Genomic DNA, 21,164 nt, shown 5'->3' with positions numbered 1-21,164 from the left:
CAGCAAGACATACAATACGCAATGCAAAACTTAGTTGAATGAATTAGCTCTTCATTTCCTTTTTGTAGCCTGATTTGAAGTGCCTTTTGAAAATAAGATAAGGCAGTATGGAAGTCACCTGCATCTAATTTACTTTTTCCGTAATTAATGATGCTATAGTATTAAATCAATTTTTAAATTTATTTAATTACTCAAATACTGAATCTAAAATATTTAATTGTTCAGCTGTTATTCACTCCTTTCTTATATGTAACAAGATATTCAGTTCTTGCTCTAATTTAGCAATTGACTTACTTTTTGTGTAAGCTTCATTTCTTTCCTCTAAAAGAAGCAGCTCATGTTCCGCAGCAGTGTGTTCCTCTATGATGCCAACGCATTTTGCAGTTAACCTTTTCTCTACTTCATCTACTAAAAAGGAAATATTTATAATCAAAATAAAATAAAAAAGAATATTCTGTCTATTATCAAGAAAAATATATTTAACTATAATCACATTTGGTAATATGTTACAAATATATACAAGTGTTTCAAAATTTGAAATATACTAACAATTAAAGACGAGGTAATTTTATGGGGAAAACTCAATTGAATTTTAAAAAGGCAGGAATTATTACATTAACATCAGCTATGTTATTTGGCGGACTTTTGCCAACTATTTCTCATGCTGAAGAAAGTAACATAGCAAAACTTCAAACATTCTCTTTATCTAACATGCCAGAAAAGGCAAAAAACATTGACTTAAATGAATTAAAAGAAACGGGGGAAGAATATTTAAGTGAAGAAGAGGTAAGGTCAATCGATCCATATCAATTAAATTTGATATTTAAAGAATTAAAAGATGAGATAAAGAATGGGAAATATACTCATGCTGAATTGAATCAAATTGCTAGTGACAAGATAAAAAATAGCACAGCAAAATCCCCTAGTTTATATGGTTACGATATACCAGGAATGCCTGATTTAACAGAAGCGGAAATTTCGTTAGCAAAGAGGCATCCTATTGAATTCGTAACTTATGGAGGATGTTCAATGGATGCTCTTAATGAAGCGAAGAAATATTATGGTGGTGATCAACTTACTAAGGGAAATGGTGATGCGTTTAGACATGCTTATTGGAATGCGATTTTAGTTCCGAACATGGGTGGTTCTAGTGGTGCTGTATATGGCGAAGAAAGAGCAAAAGCTTGGACTGATGCTCATGAACAATATTCTGTTGGTATTGATAAAGAAATGGATCTTCATAACAATTGGTTTGGAAGATCTGTAGCAATGAATAATTATTATTGGACTACGTCAAAATATAGCAGTTACATGAGAGAAAGAGTGAGTAAAGGTTCTTTAGCACGAATAGTTAATAATCAATTAGTGGCGACAAATGGTGTTACTGGTAAGTAATGCACAGAATGAATGTGAGAAGAAGTAAGTATCCTATAGTATTGTCTTTATATTTTACTTAGTGATATTCTTTAAATTAACACCTTGAAAATACATATTTGCATAAAAAAGGAGACAAAGATTTTGAAAAAGAATTTAATACTGATTTTTTGTCTAGCTATTTTATTCATATTGTCTGCTTGTCAAAAAGAATACAAAGGAAAATATGTGAAATGGGGCGACACTGTAGAAACTGTTGACACAGAAAGATTTGAAAGAAACAATATTCCATATAAAGTAGAGGGCAATAAGGTGTATGTTCCAGAAGATGCATTTGATGATGCTATAGTATGTTGTTCTTAGGAAGTTGCGTTCCATGAATAGGTAGCAGTAAAACTCCAACATGGTGCTATGTTGGAGTTTACTAAATTTGAGAGGGTGAAGCAATTGCGAGGTTACTCATTCAACAAGCAGGATGTACAAATAAAAACAGAACCGCTTGTGGATCAATAGTTTAGAAGTAGAGGATATTAAAAAAGGTTTTCAGAATTTAAAGCCTGGTTCAGATTATGAGCGCATGTTCGCTGAAGTGCAAGTACATCAAATTAGCGATTGGATTATTGGAATGAATGCTAGTAAGTTATATACACTGACGTAAGAAAGGCATTCAAGGTGTTTATACGAGTATAAACACCTGCGTTATGTTTGATAAACAAGCGACAGCAGGAAATTAAAAACTTTAAACCAACGCCTTTCTTTGAATTGGAAGCGCAATTTACTTTTGAAAACGGTGTATACAAAGGATGTTATAAAGAGAGATTTACAACTAAAGGTGAATTAATGAACTTACTGCAGCAACATAATCTTTCTGAAAACAATAGCCAGCAAGATATATTCATTTGGACCCCCTTATATTTTCTACATACATCCTAACAACCGTTTCAGCAAGACATTGAGAGGAATCAACAAAATCCTCATTTGCCACTACATTCAAATCGGTACATGCGATAATAGCGGTATCAACTTCATCTTTCAATTGTAAAACGAGCACATTCCACAATTCGCGAGCTTCTTCACTCTCTCCAGATTTAATCCAAGTAATAATTTGATTAATCATTTCCTGCCATTTTTTATGATGAATGTATTCTATATTACGTTTTGTAATCCCATCTTGATAAATCCCAGCTTGAACAGTTGCTTCTGTTGCGAGAAGAGCAACTCTTTTTGTATTTTCAGGAATTGTTTTTAACGTCTCATCAACTATATTCAAAATAGGAATAGAAAGAGATCGCTGTAATTCTTCAAAATAAAGATGCGCTGTATTGCACGGCATAGCGATAAAGCTTGCGCCAGTACTTTCAAGTTTTTGTGCCCCTTCAATAATCGCTTTTTTCATCGTCTCGTGATCAATAGGACGATCCATGTAAAACGGTGTTGGGCACGAATAAATCATCATATGAGGAAAGTCCATATCATGTTTTGCTCCGTATATTGTTTGGCACCTTGCTACAACTGTATCGACGAATGGACCAGTTGATTTTGGCCCCATTCCTGCTAGTATTCCGATCATTGTTTTGTCTCCTTTAAGAATGTTTATATCCATTATATAGGAGAATAACAAAAAGACGTGCAGTGAATGCACGTCTTTTTTTGTTATGTTTTGTCGAACAATCGATATATCCGAGAAATCGTTGATATATTGTAAGTTATGATAGATATATCGAAAAAATCGTTGATATATCCCGAGTTACGATAGATATAATTGAAAAATCGTTGATATATTACCCCGCATTAACGGGCAGTAAAACTTCCACCTTAAAATTCGGCTGGAGCAAAGAAGTTAGTTGGGAAATAAACTGCCCATAAATGCCCGATTGGTTCAACTAATAATCAGTGGGGATTCCCCCCACTGATTAAAGTTTCACTTTATCGTTTCTCAATCGCCACAATAAATGGCGGGTTGTTTTGTTGGTTAATGAAGCCATATCGCAGTACGTGAGCTTGTTTTTGGTCTAGCTCTTCTGCAAATTTGAGAACAGCGTCGCGTTCTACTTGTCCTTCTGGGTGTCCGTGGTAAATGACGAGGACGATGATACCTTCAGGTGCCATTACTTCTAGTAATTGTTCAATTGCCGAAATTGTTGAGTTCGGTTTTGTAACGATATGCTTGTCACCGCCAGGAAGGTAACCTAAGTTGAAGATAGCGCCTGTTACTTTTCCTTTTGCGTCTTCTGGTAGTACGGATAGAAGTGTATCGTGACTATCGTGAACTAAAACAGTACGTTCAAAAAGTTCTTTTTCTTTTAGACGAGTTGTTGAGCTTTCAATCGCTTCTTTTTGAATATCAAATCCAAATACTTTTCCGCTATCCCCAACAATTTCAGCTAGGAAGCAAGTGTCATGACCATTTCCAAGTGTTGCATCTACAGCGTAGTCGCCTTCTTTAACAGCCGTTTGCAGCAGTGTGCGAGCAAACGGTAATACACGTTCTAATTTCATTGTTGTTTCTCCTCATTTGCATATTTTCCTTGCCAGCTTCCGCGGCGTACAAATTCTGCATCGATGGAATTTAATACTTCCCATTTATTTAAGCTCCACATTGGACCAATCATTAAATCAGGTGGGCCGTCACCTGTGATACGGTGCACAATTACGTCTTCTGGAATAATTTCAAGTTGGTCAACAACAAGACTTACGTAATCCTCAAGAGAAAGGAATTCGAGTTGTCCTTTTTCATATTGCTTCACCATTGGCGTTCCTTTTAATAAGTGAAGTAAGTGGATTTTAATTCCTTGTACATCAAGTTTTGCTACTTCACGAGCTGTTTCCATCATCATGTCGTAATCTTCAAGTGGAAGACCGTTAATAATATGAGAGCAAACTTTAATGCCGTGCTTACGTAATTTATTTACGCCTTCCACGTAAGACGGATAATCGTGAGCGCGATTAATAAGGTTTGCAGTGCGTTCATGAACGGTTTGTAGTCCAAGTTCAACCCAAAGATACGTACGTTTATTTAAGTCCGCTAAATATTCAACAACATCATCTGGTAAACAATCTGGACGAGTTGCGATAGAAAGACCGACAACATCTTTTTCTGCTAGAAGCGGTTCGAATTTTTCTTTTAACACTTCAAGTGGTGCGTGTGTATTTGTGTACGCTTGGAAATAAGCGATACATTTTCCATCTTTCCACTTTGAGCGCATTTTTTCTTTCATTTCATGATATTGTGTTATAACATCATCGCGGCGATCACCAGCGAAGTCGCCAGATCCGGCAGCGCTGCAAAATGTACAACCACCGTAAGCAACTGTACCATCACGGTTCGGACAATCGAAGCCAGCATCTAATGAAACTTTAAAGATTTTTTCACCAAATTCATTTCGTAAATGGTAATTCCATGTATGATAACGTTTATTGTCGTTTGTATATGGAAAAGGGTTTTGAACCTTCATTATTTTCCCTCCTAAGCCGAGTCAAAATGAAACAAAATCCATTATAACATACTCATAAGGTAGAGATGGAAGGGACACACTAAAGGGGAATTGAAGCAAGGAGGGACAATTATGGCAGAGCGTCAATCACTTGAATCGTATATTACACAAGCGGAACAAGCGGTGGAATATGCAAAAGAACAATTAGAACAAGGCATGAGACAAGAGCATTACAATACGATGGAGTATTCAGATGCACAGTTACAATTAGAACAAGCGTATAACGATTTACAAACGATGCAACAACATGCGAATGATGAGCAACGTGAGCAATTAAATAGAGCACGTATGGCAATTCGCCAATTGCAACATCAAATGATTATTACACCGCACTAATAAGGAGTGAATGTAATGGCGAAACGTTCAGATCAAAATAACCCAGAGCAAAAAACACAAAATGGACATAACGCTGAGTTTTCGAATGAACTTGATCCCATTGTTCAAGTAAAACAGCGTAATAGTAAAAAAGGACAACCTCAAAAATCAAAACAATCAGAGTAAACCAGGTCGAAATATGACCTGGTTTTATTTTGCTATATGACAATAGTGTAAGATTTCTGTAAGGTTTGCCGATAGTTGTAATTGTCCTTTTCCAGTAGAGTAAGGGAGGATTAAATTTTGGACAAGGAGCTGCTTTATGGGGAACAATATTACAAACAAACGAATTGATGAGTTAGATTACATTCGTGGCTTCGCATTACTGGGGATTATTTTAGTAAATATTTTAGCACTACTTAATATTAAAACTCCAGATCCTAATACAGTAGATGCTAGCTATCAAAGGTTTCTATACTTATTTGTAGAAGGTCGTTTCTTCTCGATTTTCTCATTCTTATTTGGAGTGGGATTCTATATCTTCATTACAAGAGCGATTGCGAAAGGGAAAAATGGATATGTTCTATTTTTCCGCCGCGTAGTTGCATTATTTATTTTTGGTTTGATTCATTACATGTTTCAGCCTGGAGAAGCGTTAACGTTATATGCAATTTGCGGATTAATCGTTTTACCGTTTTATAAAGCGAAAAAACAAGCGAACTTAGTAATTGGTCTTATTTTGACAATAGCCTTTAGTGTAATGGGTGTTAAAGAACTATTACCACTTGGTTTAATTTTATTAGGTCTTGCTGCAGGACAATATCGTGTATTTGAAAATCTTTCAAAAAACATAAAGCAAGTCGCTATTTTTACAGGCATTATGTTTGTTTTAAGTGTGGCAGCTGTATGGTATCAATATGGACACGTGCCTGCTGGCCCATTTGTAAATATGATATTGATGAATGAAGATGGAACAATGGATGCTGCAAGCCAGTTTCTAAAAATTGGTATTACTGTTGGACCAATTATTTCAGCTTTCTATGTAGGAGCATTAATTTTATTACTTCAGTTAAAACCAGTTCAAACATTATTAGCACCATTGAAATACTACGGTCGTATGGCTTTAACAAATTATATCGGACAAACGGCAATGATTTTAATTGCTGGTAGTGTATTTAACTTTGCAGGTAACTTAACATACATGCAGACGCTATATGTATGTATCGCAATTTATGCAATTCAAATTGTGTTTAGTGTAATTTGGATGAAAATCTTTAAAATGGGTCCATTAGAATGGGTTTGGCGTGTTATTACGTACTGGACGGTAACACCTTTAAAGAAATAAAGTGAAACTTTAATCAGTGGGCTGTTCCTTTCGCGGAACAGCCTATTTTTATTGTCATCTTTTGTCGATAAGTCGATATATTTGAAAAATCGCTGATAAAAGTGTAAGAATCGCCGATATATTTGAAAAATCGCTGATAAAAGTGTAAGAACCGCTGATATATTTTAACAATCGCCGATATAATTTCATTTACCGATTTACTATGTCGAAATGTGAACTAGTATGAAAAGCCAACCTTACACGCATCCATTTTCTATCTTACAAAAGTGTAAGGTAATTGTAATGTTAACAAATAGCAGTTCACTTCTAAAAAGCGCAAAATAGGTAATGGAAAAACAAGCGTAGGAGGATATATATGACGAAACCAGTTGTAGACGTGAAAAACGTTCAAAAAGTGTACGGTAAAAAAGGTGAGAACCAATCACACGCGTTAAAGGGTGTTTCATTCTCAATTCAAGAGGGTGAGTTTGTTGGAATTATGGGACCATCTGGTTCCGGTAAAACGACATTATTAAATGTAATTTCAACGTTAGATAAGGCAACAGGTGGCGTTGTTGAAATTGCGGGAACGGATATTACAAAAATGAAGCAAGGTGAGCTTTCAGATTTCCGTTCGCAAAAATTAGGATTTATCTTCCAAGATTTTAACTTATTAGAGAACTTATCTATTTATGAAAACATTGCACTTCCACTTTCTCTTCAAGGTGTCGCATCACGTAATATTGGACCGAAAGTAGAAAAAGTAGCGGATATGTTAGGGATTACAGAAATACTTCAAAAGTATCCATCTGAAGTATCTGGTGGACAGAAACAACGTTCAGCAGCAGCGCGTGCTTTAGTGCATGAGCCGGCAATTATTTTAGGGGACGAGCCAACAGGAGCGCTTGATTCTAAAAATGCAACGAGTTTACTTGATGCGATGACAAACTTAAATAAAGATCAAGGCGTATCGATTATGATGGTTACGCATGATCCATATAGTGCAAGTTACTGTCAGCGTATTTTATTCATTCAAGATGGTGAGCTATATAAAGAAATTCATCGCGGTGGTACGCGTGAAGAGTTCTACAAAGAAATTTTAGATGTACTTGCAGATTTAGGTACACAAAAGGCGTAAGAAAGGAGGTTCCAGTATGTTATTTAAACTTTCCATGTCGGGGCTGAAAAGTAAGCTGAAAGATTATATCGTCTTACTTGTCGGTCTTGTCATGTCGATTTCAATTTTTTACATGTTCCAAACGTTAGCACTGAATAAAGCATTTTTAGAATCTAATTCAGTGATTAAATCTATTGGATTCGTATTCCAAGCAGGATCATTTTTATTAGCAATTATAACGTTCTTCTACATTTTATATGCAAACTCTTTCTTATTATCTCTTCGTCAAAAAGAGTTCGGTATGTATATGATGTTAGGTGCGAAAAAACATAAAGTTACATTACTTATGTTTATTGAAACAATCGTATTAGGTGCTGCGTCTCTTGCAATCGGGATTGCAGTTGGAGTAGGACTTGCAGAAGGTATTGGACAGTTATTAATGAAGCAGCTTGAATTTGCTGGTGAAGGGTATAAAGCATTTTATCTACCATCTATGACTGTTACTTGCATCTTCTTCTTTGCACTATTTGTATTATCAGCAATTATGAACAGTATTAAATTGTCACGTATTTCTGTATTGCAACTAGTACATGCAGATGCACAAACAGAGCGTGTTGCAGTAAAAGGTAAAAAGACAGTTGTAGTGGCATTCCTTGCTGTTATTTTATTAGGTATAGGTTATGCATCTATGATCTATATGGAAAAACTAAAAGAGATGGGAATCCTTATTGCATTAATTACAACGACAGCTGGTACTTACATGCTATTTGGCTCACTTCTTCCAGTCATTATTAAAAAGTTAAAAAGTAATAAAAAGCGTAGTGAAAAAGGACTTAATGCTTTTACATTTGCACAATTAAACTTCCGAATTAATAGTTTAACAAAAGTACTTGCAACAGTGGCAATGTTAGTTGCACTTGGAGCTGGTGCAATTTCAGGTGGTATGGCATTTAAAAATAACGTTATAAAAATGGTAGATGGTTTAGTAATATATGATTCAGTAGTTCATAATCCAACAGCTGAAGAAAAGAAAATTTTAGATGGTATTACATTTAAAGAGAAAAGCGAATATCGTTACAAAGTTGATGATAAATACGTTTACTATGTAAAAGAAGATTTAGAGAAAAATCGTCCTTTCGTAAAAGATATGGCAAAGATGAAGTCTATGAAGGATTTAGTAAATACGAAAAAAGTTTCAGAGGAACTACCGGTAGGTGCAGTTTCTAGAGAGATGAATCAAAAAGATGCGAATACTAAAGAACTTTCAGCGGAATGGACAGATGCTTTTAGTACAATCCATCCATATTATTTATACAATGATCATGCAATTAAAATTGTAGATCAAAAAATGTATGATGGGATAAATGGTAAAGAAGGTATAGCATTTATCGGAAAAACAGATGATTTTTTAACATATAAAAAAGAATGGAAAAAACTTGACGAGTTGCAGCTAGATAAATATAAAAATGTAAAAGCTGAACAAATGGATAGTAAATATCAAGCTTATAGTGGGTTCTATGGCATTGCGAGTGGAACAGTATTTATGGGATTCTTCCTTGGAATTGCGTTCTTAGCAATGATGGCAAGCTGTCTTATGTTTAAAATTCTTTCTGGTGCATCAAAAGATATTACGCGTTATCAAATGCTTCGTAAAATCGGTGTGCGCCGTGAGTTATTAACGAAATCGATTTATAAAGAGCTATTCTTAGTATTCTTATTCCCAGCAATTGTGGGTATCGCTCACGTATTAGTTGGTATGAATATTTTCGGATTTATTTTAATCGATCCGTACTTCCGTATTTGGATACCAATCGTAATTTTCGTAGTTATTTATGCGATTTATTACTTCATTACAGTTCAATTGTATAAAGGAATTGTTCTTCCGAAAGAAGATTAATAATAAAAACCGAGCAAAAACGCTCGGTTTTTATTATTTTCAGAAAAAACACTTTAATGTTACTGAAATGTATAATATAATGTAAGTAAGTAACGTAATATAAAAGTAGAAGTAGCTGTATAAGGAAAGGAGGAATCCAATCTGTAGAAAGAAGCTGAACTTTTATCCCCACATTTTTTTACCGCAACGTATTTATACAATCGTAAGTTTCCACATTGAAAGTTTTCAGAACCACCTGAGTATATTGTGAAAATAATGGATAACACATGGAAATCTCATAGCATGATAAGGTAAAATGGACAACATAATGAGAAAATTACCGTTCATAAGATGAGGAGAATACATGTATGGAAGTTGTAGAGGCATTAAAAGATATAAGCCAAATTGAGGCTATGAAAAAATATTTAAAAGAGCACTCCCAGCGAGATTATCTTTTATTTGTTATTGGAATTAACACAGGATTAAAAATTACAGAACTACTTAGCATGAAATTTGAAGATGTATTAAATGAAGACGGGACTGTTAAAGAGTTTTATGCTCTTCCTGTGAAAGATGAAAAATTTAAACAAGATATTTATTTAAATACAAAAGTAAAAGAAGCGCTTTTAGATTACGTACAATCTATTGGCGTTAAAAGAGAAAATTACGTATTCCAATCTAATAAAACGCCAAATTCAATTACGCGCCAACAAGCGTATCGTGTAATTCATAATGCTGCAGAAGCAGTTGGAGTTGTTGGTAAAATCGGAACGAATTCAATGCGAAAAACGTTCGGATTTCATGCGTACAAAAGAGGGATAGCGATTGCACTATTGCAAAAACATTTTCATCACGCGACTCCATCAGAGACACTAAAGTATTTAGGTATCTCAAAGGATGAGAGCTTTAAAACGGAGATTGATGTCGATTTATAAAAGCCGTAACTAAAAAATTAGGAGGCGGAAAATATGAATATTAGAGAGAGTGAACTGCCGGGTATTGGATGTAAGTTTGAAGTGATTACAAAAGGTAATGAAAAGATGGTTATCGTTATTCATGATGATGGCCGAAGAGAAATGTACCATTTTGATGCTGATCATGAAGAGAGTATTTCAAGCGTCTCTCTTCGTGATTCTGAAGCGAGACAAATTGCAGCTATATTGGGCGGAATGGTATATAGGCCACAAGCTTTAGATACGATTGAAATGGCTTTTGAGGGATTATCAATTGAGTGGTTTAAGGTGGAAAATAATGCACCAGTTGTACAAAAAACAATTGGTAGTTTACATGTTCGAAACACATATAACGTAACGATTATTGCCATTTTGAAAAAGAATATGAAGAAGTTCTTTAATCCAGGCCCAGATTCTATCATTGAAGCTGGCGATATGCTCGTATTATCAGGCGCGAGACATGAAGTGAAAAGAATTATTAATGAGTTGCTTTCAGTAGGAGGGGATTCATAATCGATGGATACTTTAATCTTTGAAGTTGGAACTGCGTTAGTATTAGTCGCTTTTGCAGCTATTCTCGCTGCAAAGTTAAAGTTCTCGATTATTCCGTTTCTTATTATACTCGGTATGCTAGTGGGGCCTCATGCCCCAGATTTAGGGCTTATCGATTTAAGATTTATTGAAAGTGGAGAAGTTATTTCCTTCCTCGGCCGTGTTGGCGTCATATTCCTCCTATTTTACTTAGGTTTAGAATTCTCAATTAAAAAATTAATTAAATCAGGAAAATCAATTGCTTTTGGGGGAACTGTTCATATATCGCTTAATTTTATATTAGGTTTACTTTACGGATATATAATGGGTTTCCCCTTATTAGAAACATTAATTATTGCTGGGATCATAACAATTTCATCGAGTGCAATTGTTGCGAAAGTAATTGTTGATTTAAGAAGATCTGGTAATAAAGAGACGGAGCTAATTTTAGGAATCATTATGTTTGATGATATCTTTTTAGCGGTATATTTATCAGTCGTTTCAGGATTAGTACTTGGAGGGGCAACATCATTTGTAGGTGCTCTTACATCTATTTTAATCGCAGTAGGTTATATGCTACTATTCTTTGTAGTTGCTAGAAAAGCTACACGGTTTTTAAATAAAATGTTAGATATTTCGTCCAATGAAATTTTTATTATTGTAATATTCGCTATTTTGTTCTTTGTAGCAGGATTTTCAGAAACGATTCATGTTGCAGAGGCAATTGGAGCATTATTACTAGGACTCGTTTTTTCTGAAACAGAGCATAGTGATCGAATTGAACAGCTTGTCGTTCCGTTTCGTGATTTCTTTGGAGCTATATTCTTTTTCAGCTTCGGTTTAAGTATAGACCCATTTTCACTTGGCGGAGCAGTGTGGTTGGCATTAGGAGCAGTTTTCATTACTCTTATCGGTAATTTTACTGCTGGAATGGTTGCGGGGCGTAAAGCTGGGTTATCGCATAAGGCTTCTACGAATATCGGTTTAACACTTGTATCACGCGGAGAATTTTCTATTATCGTCGCGAATATTGGAATTGCGGGTGGCTTAATGGCAGCGATTAAACCGTTCTCAGCTTTGTATGTTTTAATATTAGCATCGTTAGGACCTTTGTTAACGAAAGAATCTGGGAGAATATACTCGCTACTAGATAAGGTGTTTAAATGGAGTGCTAAAGAACGTGTGAAGCGAGAAAAGGAAGTTGGATAGTACAAATAAGGGTAGACTTCATGAAAATTTCATGCAGTCTACCCTTTTATATATTGTTACTGTTGTCGTTTTTTGTCGGTAAGTCGATATATTTTAATAATCGCTGATATATTTGTAGTTGCGCCGATATATTCTGATAATCGCTGATATAATCCAAGAAGCAACCAATATAAATTCATTTACCGACGAACTATTATCTGAATTTCATCAACTATTAATCAGTTGCCTTCCTATTTAAAAACGACTACAATTTTACTGTTATATATATGAACGAAAAAAATAGAATAGGAGGGGAAGCTATGCCAAGGAAAGTATGGCTATTAGTAGCTGGGATGATTATTAATGTCACGGGTGCTTCTTTTTTATGGCCTTTTAATACAATTTATTTACATGATCACTTGGGAAAATCTTTATCTGTGGCCGGAATGGTATTAATGATCAACTCGCTTACTGGTGTAATCGGAAACTTGCTCGGCGGTGTTTTATTTGATAAATGGGGCGGTTATAAATCAACTTTAGTAGGGATTGTGATTACACTTGTATCAATTTTAGGTCTTGTGTTCTTCCACGGTTGGCCGTTATATGTTGTATGGCTAGCGTTAATCGGCTTCGGTTCTGGAATGGTCTTCCCATCGATGTATGCGATGGTTGGTACGGTTTGGCCAGAAGGCGGAAGACGGGCATTTAATGCGATGTACGTTGGACAAAATGTTGGTATTGCGATCGGAACAGCATGTGGTGGATTAGTTGCATCGTATCGTTTTGATTATATTTTCTTAGCGAACTTTATTTTATACTTTGTTTTCTTCTTAATTGCTTTTATTGGATTCCGCGGTATGGAAGACAAGAAAGAGCCAGGAGTGCAAAAAGAAGTCGAAACGAAAAAAGGGTGGTCACTTACACCTGGATTTAAAGCACTTCTTATCGTGTGTGTAGCATATGCTTTATGCTGGGTTACATACGTACAGTGGCAAGGAGCGATTGCAACACATATGCAAGAATTGAATATTAGCCTTCGTCACTATAGTTTATTATGGACGATAAACGGAGCAATGATTGTTTGTGCACAGCCACTTGTTAGTATGCTAATTCGTTGGATGAAGCGTTCTTTAAAACAGCAAATTATGATTGGGATTTTCATTTTTGCGGCGTCATTCATTGTGTTAAGCCAAGCGCAGCAATTTACGATGTTCCTCGTTGCGATGGTAACATTAACAATAGGTGAGTTATTTGTATGGCCTGCGGTTCCAACGATTGCAAATATACTTGCACCAAAAGATAAATTAGGGTTTTATCAAGGGGTTGTAAATAGTGCGGCGACTGTAGGGAAAATGTTCGGGCCGGTCGTTGGCGGAGCAATTGTGGATTTATACAATATGGAAGTATTGTTTATAGCAATCATGGTAATGCTTGTAGTAGCGCTTATAGCAACGAGCATTTATGATAAACGAGTAAAAGTAGAAGAAACAGTTGAAGAAAAAATTGCAGTTTAGTTTGACGGAACATGTAACATGTTTTAGAATATATTTAAATAAAACAACCTTTAGAACAAGGGAGATAGCTCGGCTGTCTTAAGATAAATTCGTTAGTTATTAAGAGTAACGATTAACCGAGAAGTCCTCGCTTTAAGTAAGCTCTTAAGAGATACTAAGTGAAGGATAGTTCACTTAACTTATATGTGTAATAACAGTGAGAAGGAGTAGTAGTAATAGAAGCGGGTTTAGAGAGTTGACGGTCGGTGCAAGTCAATCCACGTTTCGTTATGAACTCGCCTTTGAGTTGCAGTTGTGAAACTAATAGTAGCAATTGCCGTTAATCCACGTTACGGATCTAAGCGAATGTATATTTGTACATTAATTTAGGGTGGTACCGCGGGAATCTATAACCTCTCGTCCCTTTCTAGGGATGAGAGGTTTTTTGTATTTTGGGCGGTGAAAATAAATAGAATTTCAAGGAGGGTATCTCATGAGCTTTAATCATCAAGAAATTGAGAAGAAGTGGCAAGGGTACTGGGAAGAGAATAAAACATTCCGTACGCCAGATGAGACAGAAAAACCAAAATTTTATGCACTAGATATGTTCCCATATCCATCAGGTGCAGGCTTACACGTAGGACATCCAGAAGGTTATACAGCGACAGATATTTTATCTCGTATGAAGCGTATGCAAGGATATAACGTTCTTCATCCAATGGGATGGGATGCATTTGGTCTTCCAGCAGAGCAATATGCACTTGATACTGGAAACAGCCCAGCTGAATTTACAGAGCATAATATTAATACGTTCCGTAACCAAATTAAATCATTAGGTTTCTCTTACGATTGGGACCGTGAAGTAAATACAACAGATCCAAACTACTATAAGTGGACGCAATGGATCTTCCTAAAACTATTTGAAAAAGGCTTAGCTTACGTTGATGAAGTACCTGTAAACTGGTGCCCAGCACTTGGTACAGTACTTGCAAACGAAGAAATAATTGACGGTAAGAGTGAGCGTGGTGGACATCCAGTTGAGCGTCGTCCGATGAGACAGTGGATGTTAAAAATTACAGCTTACGGAGATCGTCTATTAGAAGATCTAGATGAGCTTGATTGGCCAGAAAGCTTAAAAGATATGCAACGTAACTGGATCGGCCGTTCTGAAGGTGCAGAAGTACACTTCAACATCGATGGTACAGACGAGAAATTCACAGTTTTCACAACACGCCCTGATACATTATTTGGTGCAACATACTGTGTACTAGCTCCAGAACATGCACTTGTTGCAGAAATTACAACAGCAGAACAAAAAGAAGCGGTAGAAGCTTACATTAACGCTGTAAAAATGAAGAGTGACCTAGAGCGTACAGAACTTGCGAAAGAAAAAACTGGTGTATTCACTGGTGCTTACGCAGTGAACCCAGTAAACGGTGAGAAATTACCAATCTGGATCGCTGACTATGTTCTTGCAACTTACGGAACAGGTGCTGTAATGGCAGTTCCAGCTCACGATGAGCGTGACTATGAATTCGCATCAGTATTTAATCTTCCAATGAAGGAAGTTGTAAAAGGCGGAGATATTACGAAAGAAGTGTACACAGGTGATGGTGCACACGTAAACTCAGCATTCCTTGATGGATTAAATAAAGAAGAAGCAATCGCAAAAATGATTGAATGGCTTGAAGTAACGAGCGCAGGAAATCAAAAAGTAACGTACCGTCTACGTGACTGGTTATTCAGCCGTCAACGTTACTGGGGTGAGCCAATTCCAGTAATTCACTGGGAAGATGGTACAATGACAGCTGTGAAAGAAGAGGAATTACCATTAGTTCTTCCGAAAACAGAAAACATCCGTCCTTCAGGTACAGGTGAATCACCACTTGCTAACATTGACGAGTGGGTAAATGTTGTTGATCCTGAGACTGGTAAAAAAGGTCGTCGTGAAACAAATACAATGCCGCAATGGGCTGGTAGCTGTTGGTATTACCTACGTTACATCGATCCAAACAATAGCGAAGCACTTGTAGATCCTGAAAAAGTAAAACAATGGCTTCCAGTTGATATTTATATCGGTGGTGCAGAGCACGCTGTACTTCACTTACTATATGCTCGTTTCTGGCATAAAGTATTATACGATATCGGTGTAGTTCCAACGAAAGAACCGTTCCAACAATTATTCAACCAAGGTATGATTCTAGGTGAAAACAACGAGAAAATGAGTAAATCAAAAGGTAACGTTGTAAACCCTGATGATATCGTAGCAAGCCACGGTGCAGATACACTTCGTCTATACGAAATGTTCATGGGACCATTAGATGCTTCAATCGCTTGGTCTGAAAATGGTCTTGACGGAGCTCGTCGTTTCCTAGACCGTGTATGGCGTCTATTCGTTCAAGATAACGGTGAATTAAGTGAGAAAATTACTGACGCACCAAATAAAGAGCTTGAAAAAGCTTACCATCAAACAGTGAAGAAAGTAACAGAAGACTATGCAGAGCTTCGCTTCAACACAGCGATTTCTCAAATGATGGTATTCATCAACGATGCATACAAAGCTGAAACACTTCCAAGAGAATATGTAGAAGGTTTCGTAAAAATGATTGCACCAGTTGCACCTCATATCGGGGAAGAGCTATGGAGCAAACTTGGATACAATGAAACAATCACATATGCAAGCTGGCCAACATTTGATGAGTCTAAACTTGTAGAAGATGAAGTTGAAATCGTTGTTCAAGTTATGGGTAAAGTTCGCGCAAAACTAACAATGAGTAAAGACGCATCAAAAGAAGAAATGGAACAACTTGCACTTGAAGCAATTCAAGACCAAATTGAAGGGAAAACAGTTCGTAAAGTAATTGTTGTTCCTGGAAAACTTGTTAACGTTGTTGCAAACTAAATCATTTGAAAAAGCTCAGAGCGTTTATGTTCTGAGCTTTTTTGTATAGAAAATAATCTCAGGGTCACCTTCATCTAAGTTTTCAACTATTCCGCTACGTATAAAACCATTCGAGTTAAATACTTTCTGCATACTTTCATTCGATTCGTTCGTTGAAGAAAATATTTTTTGAGTAGGAGAATGACTTAACATATATGAGATTAACGAGCTTGCATAGCCTTGCCTTCTTTTAGTTGGTGAAACAATGATTAATGAGAGGAAAGTACAACCAAAGAAATTTGTATCGTATGTTAGAAAGCCAGAGATAGAATTTTCTTCTGTTACAATGATGCATCTGCCTTCACGGATAGTGTGCTTAATATAATTTCGTCTACTATCGTTTCCAATTACGTCAATATCTATATGGACGATTGAATCTAAATCATTGATAGAAGCCTTTGTTACATTCTTCAATATAAATACCTCCTAGAAAAAATATTCAGTTAATTAATTTTATCATGAATGAAGAAAAAGAAGCGGAATTCTAGTGCAGACAAACACCTATTCTTCTATAGGAAATATGATAAAAAAGGTAGGCTAAATTGAGTAGAAGAGGTGAAAGGAATGAAAGGGATGGACAATAATGCACCACATGGTTTCTTCGGGAGTGGATCGGATAGTTATGAACAAATGATGTTAATGGGAGGAGGACAACAAGGATACGGTGGAATTCCGAGCTGGATGGGCGGAACACCTGGAGGGTTTTCTACATCAGTAGCGGGTGTACAAACTGGAATTCCAACATTAACAGGAGGATTTCCATCATCGGTAGCCGGAGTGCAAACTGGAATCCCAACATTTGTTGGCGGAGCAGCGGGAGGAGTACCAGTAGGCGTACCAACTGCATTTCCATCTTTCGTTGGAGGAGTACAGACAGGATTTCCTGTACCGGGAGTAGGTGTTGTAGCAGGAGGAGTAGGTGGATATCCGCAAGTAGTTCACGGCTACCATGGTCATCATCACCACCATCAAGGTCAACATGGCCATCATGGACATCACCACCATCAAGGTCAACATGGCCATCATGGACATCACCACCATCAAGGTCAACACGGCCATCATGGACATCACCACCATCAAGGTCAACACGGCCATCATGGTCATCACCACCATCAAGGTCAACACGGCCATCATGGTCATCACCATCATCAAGGTCAACATGGTCATCAGGGGCAACAAGTACATCACCACGGTCACCACCACATTCATCCGCAAGCTGTTCTTTATCAAACTCACCAAGGCCAACATGGTCACCATGGACATCACCACCAAGGCCAACATCATGGACACCAAGGTCACCACCATCACCAAGGTCATCAAGGCCAACACGGTCATCATGGGCACCAAGGCCAATATCATGGACACCAAGGTCAACATCATGGACACCAAGGTCAACAGCACCAACAGCACCAACAATATCAGCAATATCAACAACAACAACAACAATCTTCTCCTTGGACAGGTGGAATTGGAGCAGGAGGAGCAGGGGCAGCAGCAGGAGCAGCTAGTATTAGTGGAGCAGCAGGACACGCAGGGCACGTGGGTCATTAATGATTGGCAGAAAAAAAGCCATAATAAAAAACTGCTAGGAAATCCTAGCAGTTTTTTTCAGCTTCTTGACGCTGACGTTCAATTTCAGCACGAAGTTGTGGTTCCGGTGCTTGCCAGCCTTCTGGCTTTAGAATCTTACCGTCGCCTTCACGGAATCGAGGCTTCCCATCAGGGAATAGTTTTGCCATGTTGGCGTTGTTTACAATTTCGAATCCTTTATCTGGACGTACGCCCATTTCTGCAAACGTTCCGAATGCAAAGTAAATAAGGTCAATCAGTGCATCGTATTGATCTTCAACAGTCGTTGCCTCTAGAAATTCTTCTAGTTCTTCCTGCATAAAACTTGCACGGATTTTTGCACGCTCTTCTGTTAATTTTGTTGGAGTATTTGTCACAGGATGTCCGAATACTTCATGCATTTTCGCAACAAGTTCGTATCCTTTATCTAAACCTTTTTCGTTTGTCATGTTGTTTCATCCTTTCTTACGTTATGCCGAAGTTTATTGTAACATAAGGTGATTATGAAATGAAAAGAACATCTTATCGAAATAAGATGTTCGCTCGTTATTCTTCTTTTTTTATTAAAAGCGATGAAATAAGATCGATGCCAAAAATACCGACGAGTAACATTGGTATAACGACAAGTAAGTAACGTGTGAAGGAAACATTTTTTAAGTATGTATGAGCAAATAAAAAGACGCCGAGAAATAAAATACCATTTAAAATAGGCTTTACTAATTTTTTAGACATAAGCTCCCCCATAAATATCTTCTCTCTCTATTTGATAATAAAAAACTCCTCTCTCCGTTGTATCATGCTGGAGAGAGGAGTTCAATCATTTCTCATTCAATAACACCAGAATTTGTAATATTTACGGTGTATTTTATATGAACCGGAACATCTTTATACATTTGTCTCCATTCTTCTAATTTGAATGGGCGATAATGTTGTTTATACTTTGCACCTAGCCCGAGAGGATCGACGCCCAAAGATTTAAATTGCTTAATTAACTTAGCAGCTTGTTTATCTAATTGTTTTTGTACATCTTTTTCAATGTTTTTTGTGTTCTTGTTATTTTCTAAGTTAATTTGTTTTGATAGTTCTTGAATACGTGCATCAAGACGAACGTGAATGAAAAAAGAAGGCTTTCCGTTTTTAATTTTTATATCGTAAGTTGGAACAGAACGAATATTATTAATCATTACGTACGCAGAATCTGTTTTAAATTCATGTGAATCTAATTTATGTTTCTCTAATAGTCCTTTAAATATGAACATATCTTTTTCCGCAATTTTACCGATATATTTATCCTTTTTAAAAAGGCCAATTCCGGTAATTTTTATTTTATCACCATGCTTCTTTAGAATGGGAATATAGTAGTCTTTTCCTTCTTGATAATAGCGAAATGCTCCTATATGTAGATTATCCGCTGGTAAAGGTCCGGTCTCCATGTTATGTTCTAGCAATTTTTTTATATAAATTGCAACGTTGTATGAAGTCGAATATTTGCCTTTTAAAAGTTCAGTACCATTCCCATCTAATAAAGCAGCATATAAAGCGTTCCCTATATTCACATCTCGGAGTAATGTATCGAATGAAGTAGACATTCCTGTTTTGGCAAGTCTTATCGTATATAGAGCGACACGCATTTGTCCACTAGCAAAAGGTTGAGAAGACTCTAAAGATGTGTCTGCTTTTACTTGTTTTACCGCATTTGCACTGCCTTCAAAAACTTGAACTTTATTTCCTTTTTTTTGAATGGGACAAACGAATGTCACTTTTACTTTATTATCTTTTGCAACGTCAAATACGGATCCTTGAATAAGTTGTACATCGTCGATAATATTTTTTTGTAAACATCCAATTAGACTGAAGAATGTTATACAAGAAATAAGTATTAATTTGCTTGTGCTTTTGATTTTTTCCATTTTCTTTTCACCCACACAATAATAAATAGGATTGGGATGTATACATAAATGAGCCAAAAACTAACCTTTGATACATTACTAATAAAGTTATTAATATCGTGTCTGTTTGTTAAAAGTTGCGAAACAATGAGAGTGATAAAGATAAAAGCAATTAAAACACCCCTTTGTTTTACACGGAATATTTCATGAGTTGCTCTCATTGACGCCCATAAAGGGAGGATAAAACTTGAAATAATAACGAGTGCATAGCCTGAAATTGCAATATATTCGAGTCTTTCTATAAATGGTAATTGAATAACTTGGGTCATAGAAAGTTGGGCCCATATCGTTTTTAACAATTGTTTTTCACTAAAAAATGCAAAGGCTAAAAGGGTGCTAAATAAATATAGAAGATTTGAAAATAGTGCTCCAAACTGAGCGTATTTATGAGATTGCATAGGCTTTTTCACAAATGGATACACCATGAGGTAAATCTCAAAACCGGTCATACTGTAGATTGACAGTTGAGCGGATTTTAAAATGTCTGAAAAAGAATGTGTGAATATAGGTAGTAAATTATCCCAATGTGAATATTTCAAAACGAATAAGCTTAGAAATAAATATCCTAATGTACCACCAACAGAGATGACGCAAATACCGGTAATTACACGAAATCCAGAAGAGATAATGTAATAGCTAACTAAGCATAAAAAGAGTGTTAACATAAAGGTAGAAGCGGTAGGAAACATCCATACTTGAATAATTTCAACATATGTTCGGATGACTGAAATACTAACGATTAAAAAATAAGCCATAAAGATGATGCTAATGCCATTTCCTAGCCATTTTCCAAATGTTTGCCGATGTAAATCAACTAAATTCCCATTTGTTTCTTTTAATAAGACATACATCATCCATATAAGAATGTGGATTAAAATTCCTGTGATTATAACTCCCATCCATCCGTCGTATCCAGCGGCCTTTGCGATGATTCGAGCGAAGCCGAGAACGCCAGCACCGAACTGTGCACCGTGAATTAAGAAGAAAACAAAGATAGGAGATATTTGATATTTTTCTTGAACTTTACTCATCGAATGCAC

The 21,164-nt window shown here is 36.4% G+C and carries 21 protein-coding genes, 1 pseudogene and 1 other annotated feature; of the genes and pseudogenes, 14 read left to right on the top strand and 8 right to left on the bottom strand.

Features of this window, described 5'->3' with window-relative positions:
• The first annotated feature begins 570 nt into the window (after positions 1 to 570).
• The 3 genes and pseudogenes from BHV55_RS27595 to BHV55_RS23730 form a co-directional block, all read left to right on the top strand.
• Entirely contained in the window at positions 571 to 1,395 is an 825-nt protein-coding gene (locus BHV55_RS27595) for a DUF6973 domain-containing protein (protein WP_246874070.1), read from the top strand.
• Positions 1,396 to 1,518: 123 nt separating this feature from the next.
• Positions 1,519 to 1,737: a hypothetical protein gene (locus tag BHV55_RS23735; RefSeq protein WP_000739867.1), complete on the top strand. Its 219-nt coding sequence runs from the start codon at positions 1,519 to 1,521 to the stop codon at positions 1,735 to 1,737.
• 83 nt (positions 1,738 to 1,820) lie between these two features.
• Positions 1,821 to 2,262: pseudogene (locus BHV55_RS23730) on the top strand (DNA topoisomerase); the annotation flags it as partial.
• Between the two features lie 7 nt (positions 2,263 to 2,269).
• On the opposite strand, the gene BHV55_RS23725 reads toward BHV55_RS23730, so the two are convergent.
• The 3 genes from BHV55_RS23725 to mnmL all read right to left on the bottom strand — a co-directional run bounded on the left by BHV55_RS23725 (position 2,270) and on the right by mnmL (position 4,829).
• The gene (locus tag BHV55_RS23725) at positions 2,270 to 2,944 is read right to left on the bottom strand and encodes an aspartate/glutamate racemase family protein (RefSeq protein WP_048568015.1); all 675 of its coding nucleotides are present in this window, start codon (positions 2,942 to 2,944) and stop codon (positions 2,270 to 2,272) included.
• Between the two features lie 356 nt (positions 2,945 to 3,300).
• The gene (gene mnmM / locus BHV55_RS23720; protein ID WP_000764497.1) at positions 3,301 to 3,873 is read right to left on the bottom strand and encodes a tRNA 5-(aminomethyl)-2-thiouridylate-methyltransferase MnmM; all 573 of its coding nucleotides are present in this window, start codon (positions 3,871 to 3,873) and stop codon (positions 3,301 to 3,303) included.
• Positions 3,870 to 4,829, bottom strand: coding sequence for a tRNA modification radical SAM protein MnmL/YtqA (gene mnmL, locus BHV55_RS23715; protein WP_000868030.1), 960 nt, complete (start codon positions 4,827 to 4,829; stop codon positions 3,870 to 3,872). The genes mnmM and mnmL overlap by 4 nt, the downstream gene beginning before the upstream one ends.
• A gap of 111 nt (positions 4,830 to 4,940) precedes the next feature.
• On the opposite strand from mnmL, the gene BHV55_RS23710 reads away from it, so the two are divergent.
• The 10 genes from BHV55_RS23710 (at position 4,941) to leuS (ending at position 16,567) form a co-directional block, all read left to right on the top strand.
• Positions 4,941 to 5,204, top strand: coding sequence for a YtzC family protein (locus BHV55_RS23710; protein WP_000840871.1), 264 nt, complete (start codon positions 4,941 to 4,943; stop codon positions 5,202 to 5,204).
• 15 nt (positions 5,205 to 5,219) lie between these two features.
• Positions 5,220 to 5,369 (top strand): hypothetical protein, encoded by a 150-nt coding sequence (locus tag BHV55_RS23705; protein ID WP_001129340.1) that lies wholly within the window; start codon positions 5,220 to 5,222, stop codon positions 5,367 to 5,369.
• Between the two features lie 136 nt (positions 5,370 to 5,505).
• The gene (locus BHV55_RS23700) at positions 5,506 to 6,528 is read left to right on the top strand and encodes a DUF418 domain-containing protein (RefSeq protein WP_000527734.1); all 1,023 of its coding nucleotides are present in this window, start codon (positions 5,506 to 5,508) and stop codon (positions 6,526 to 6,528) included.
• 355 nt (positions 6,529 to 6,883) lie between these two features.
• A complete protein-coding gene (locus BHV55_RS23695) occupies positions 6,884 to 7,645 on the top strand; it encodes an ABC transporter ATP-binding protein (protein ID WP_000165837.1) in 762 nt (253 codons plus the stop codon).
• Positions 7,646 to 7,661: 16 nt separating this feature from the next.
• Positions 7,662 to 9,521 carry an FtsX-like permease family protein gene (locus BHV55_RS23690; RefSeq protein WP_000897799.1) on the top strand — a complete coding sequence of 620 codons (1,860 nt, stop codon included), beginning with the start codon at positions 7,662 to 7,664 and terminating at the stop codon, positions 9,519 to 9,521.
• Between the two features lie 347 nt (positions 9,522 to 9,868).
• The gene (locus tag BHV55_RS23685; protein WP_000454205.1) at positions 9,869 to 10,435 is read left to right on the top strand and encodes a tyrosine-type recombinase/integrase; all 567 of its coding nucleotides are present in this window, start codon (positions 9,869 to 9,871) and stop codon (positions 10,433 to 10,435) included.
• Between the two features lie 33 nt (positions 10,436 to 10,468).
• A complete protein-coding gene (locus BHV55_RS23680) occupies positions 10,469 to 10,966 on the top strand; it encodes a cation:proton antiporter regulatory subunit (protein WP_016110821.1) in 498 nt (165 codons plus the stop codon).
• A 3-nt stretch (positions 10,967 to 10,969) separates the two neighbouring features.
• Complete coding sequence (locus BHV55_RS23675; protein ID WP_000380174.1) at positions 10,970 to 12,193, top strand: cation:proton antiporter; 1,224 nt, start codon at positions 10,970 to 10,972, stop codon at positions 12,191 to 12,193.
• A gap of 299 nt (positions 12,194 to 12,492) precedes the next feature.
• Positions 12,493 to 13,686: an MDR family MFS transporter gene (locus BHV55_RS23670; protein ID WP_001137561.1), complete on the top strand. Its 1,194-nt coding sequence runs from the start codon at positions 12,493 to 12,495 to the stop codon at positions 13,684 to 13,686.
• 187 nt (positions 13,687 to 13,873) lie between these two features.
• Positions 13,874 to 14,093: a binding site (T-box leader), on the top strand.
• Positions 14,094 to 14,158: 65 nt separating this feature from the next.
• On the top strand, positions 14,159 to 16,567 hold the full coding sequence (gene leuS / locus BHV55_RS23665) for a leucine--tRNA ligase (RefSeq protein ID WP_000009466.1): 2,409 nt from the start codon (positions 14,159 to 14,161) through the stop codon (positions 16,565 to 16,567).
• A gap of 24 nt (positions 16,568 to 16,591) precedes the next feature.
• Here leuS and BHV55_RS23660 read toward each other — a convergent pair whose 3' ends face one another.
• The gene (locus BHV55_RS23660; protein ID WP_000800325.1) at positions 16,592 to 17,020 is read right to left on the bottom strand and encodes a GNAT family N-acetyltransferase; all 429 of its coding nucleotides are present in this window, start codon (positions 17,018 to 17,020) and stop codon (positions 16,592 to 16,594) included.
• A gap of 150 nt (positions 17,021 to 17,170) precedes the next feature.
• On the opposite strand from BHV55_RS23660, the gene BHV55_RS23655 reads away from it, so the two are divergent.
• Complete coding sequence (locus BHV55_RS23655; protein ID WP_070757012.1) at positions 17,171 to 18,157, top strand: hypothetical protein; 987 nt, start codon at positions 17,171 to 17,173, stop codon at positions 18,155 to 18,157.
• A gap of 44 nt (positions 18,158 to 18,201) precedes the next feature.
• Here BHV55_RS23655 and BHV55_RS23650 read toward each other — a convergent pair whose 3' ends face one another.
• The 4 genes from BHV55_RS23650 to BHV55_RS23635 all read right to left on the bottom strand — a co-directional run bounded on the left by BHV55_RS23650 (position 18,202) and on the right by BHV55_RS23635 (position 21,155).
• Positions 18,202 to 18,624, bottom strand: coding sequence for a pyrophosphohydrolase domain-containing protein (locus BHV55_RS23650; RefSeq protein ID WP_000180554.1), 423 nt, complete (start codon positions 18,622 to 18,624; stop codon positions 18,202 to 18,204).
• Positions 18,625 to 18,721: 97 nt separating this feature from the next.
• On the bottom strand, positions 18,722 to 18,907 hold the full coding sequence (locus tag BHV55_RS23645; protein WP_000038781.1) for a hypothetical protein: 186 nt from the start codon (positions 18,905 to 18,907) through the stop codon (positions 18,722 to 18,724).
• 92 nt (positions 18,908 to 18,999) lie between these two features.
• Positions 19,000 to 20,085, bottom strand: a complete 1,086-nt coding sequence (gerHC, locus tag BHV55_RS23640; RefSeq protein ID WP_000411387.1) for a spore germination protein GerHC — start codon at positions 20,083 to 20,085, stop codon at positions 19,000 to 19,002.
• Entirely contained in the window at positions 20,055 to 21,155 is a 1,101-nt protein-coding gene (locus BHV55_RS23635; RefSeq protein ID WP_000049056.1) for a spore germination protein, read from the bottom strand. Before BHV55_RS23635 ends, gerHC begins: the two co-directional genes overlap by 31 nt.
• Between the last annotated feature and the right edge of the window lie 9 nt (positions 21,156 to 21,164).

The organism is Bacillus sp. RZ2MS9 (assembly GCF_001816185.2).
GTDB lineage: Bacteria > Bacillota > Bacilli > Bacillales > Bacillaceae_G > Bacillus_A > Bacillus_A cereus.
Note: the sequence above shows the minus strand (reverse complement) of the source record. Positions and strands in the feature narration are given on the sequence as shown.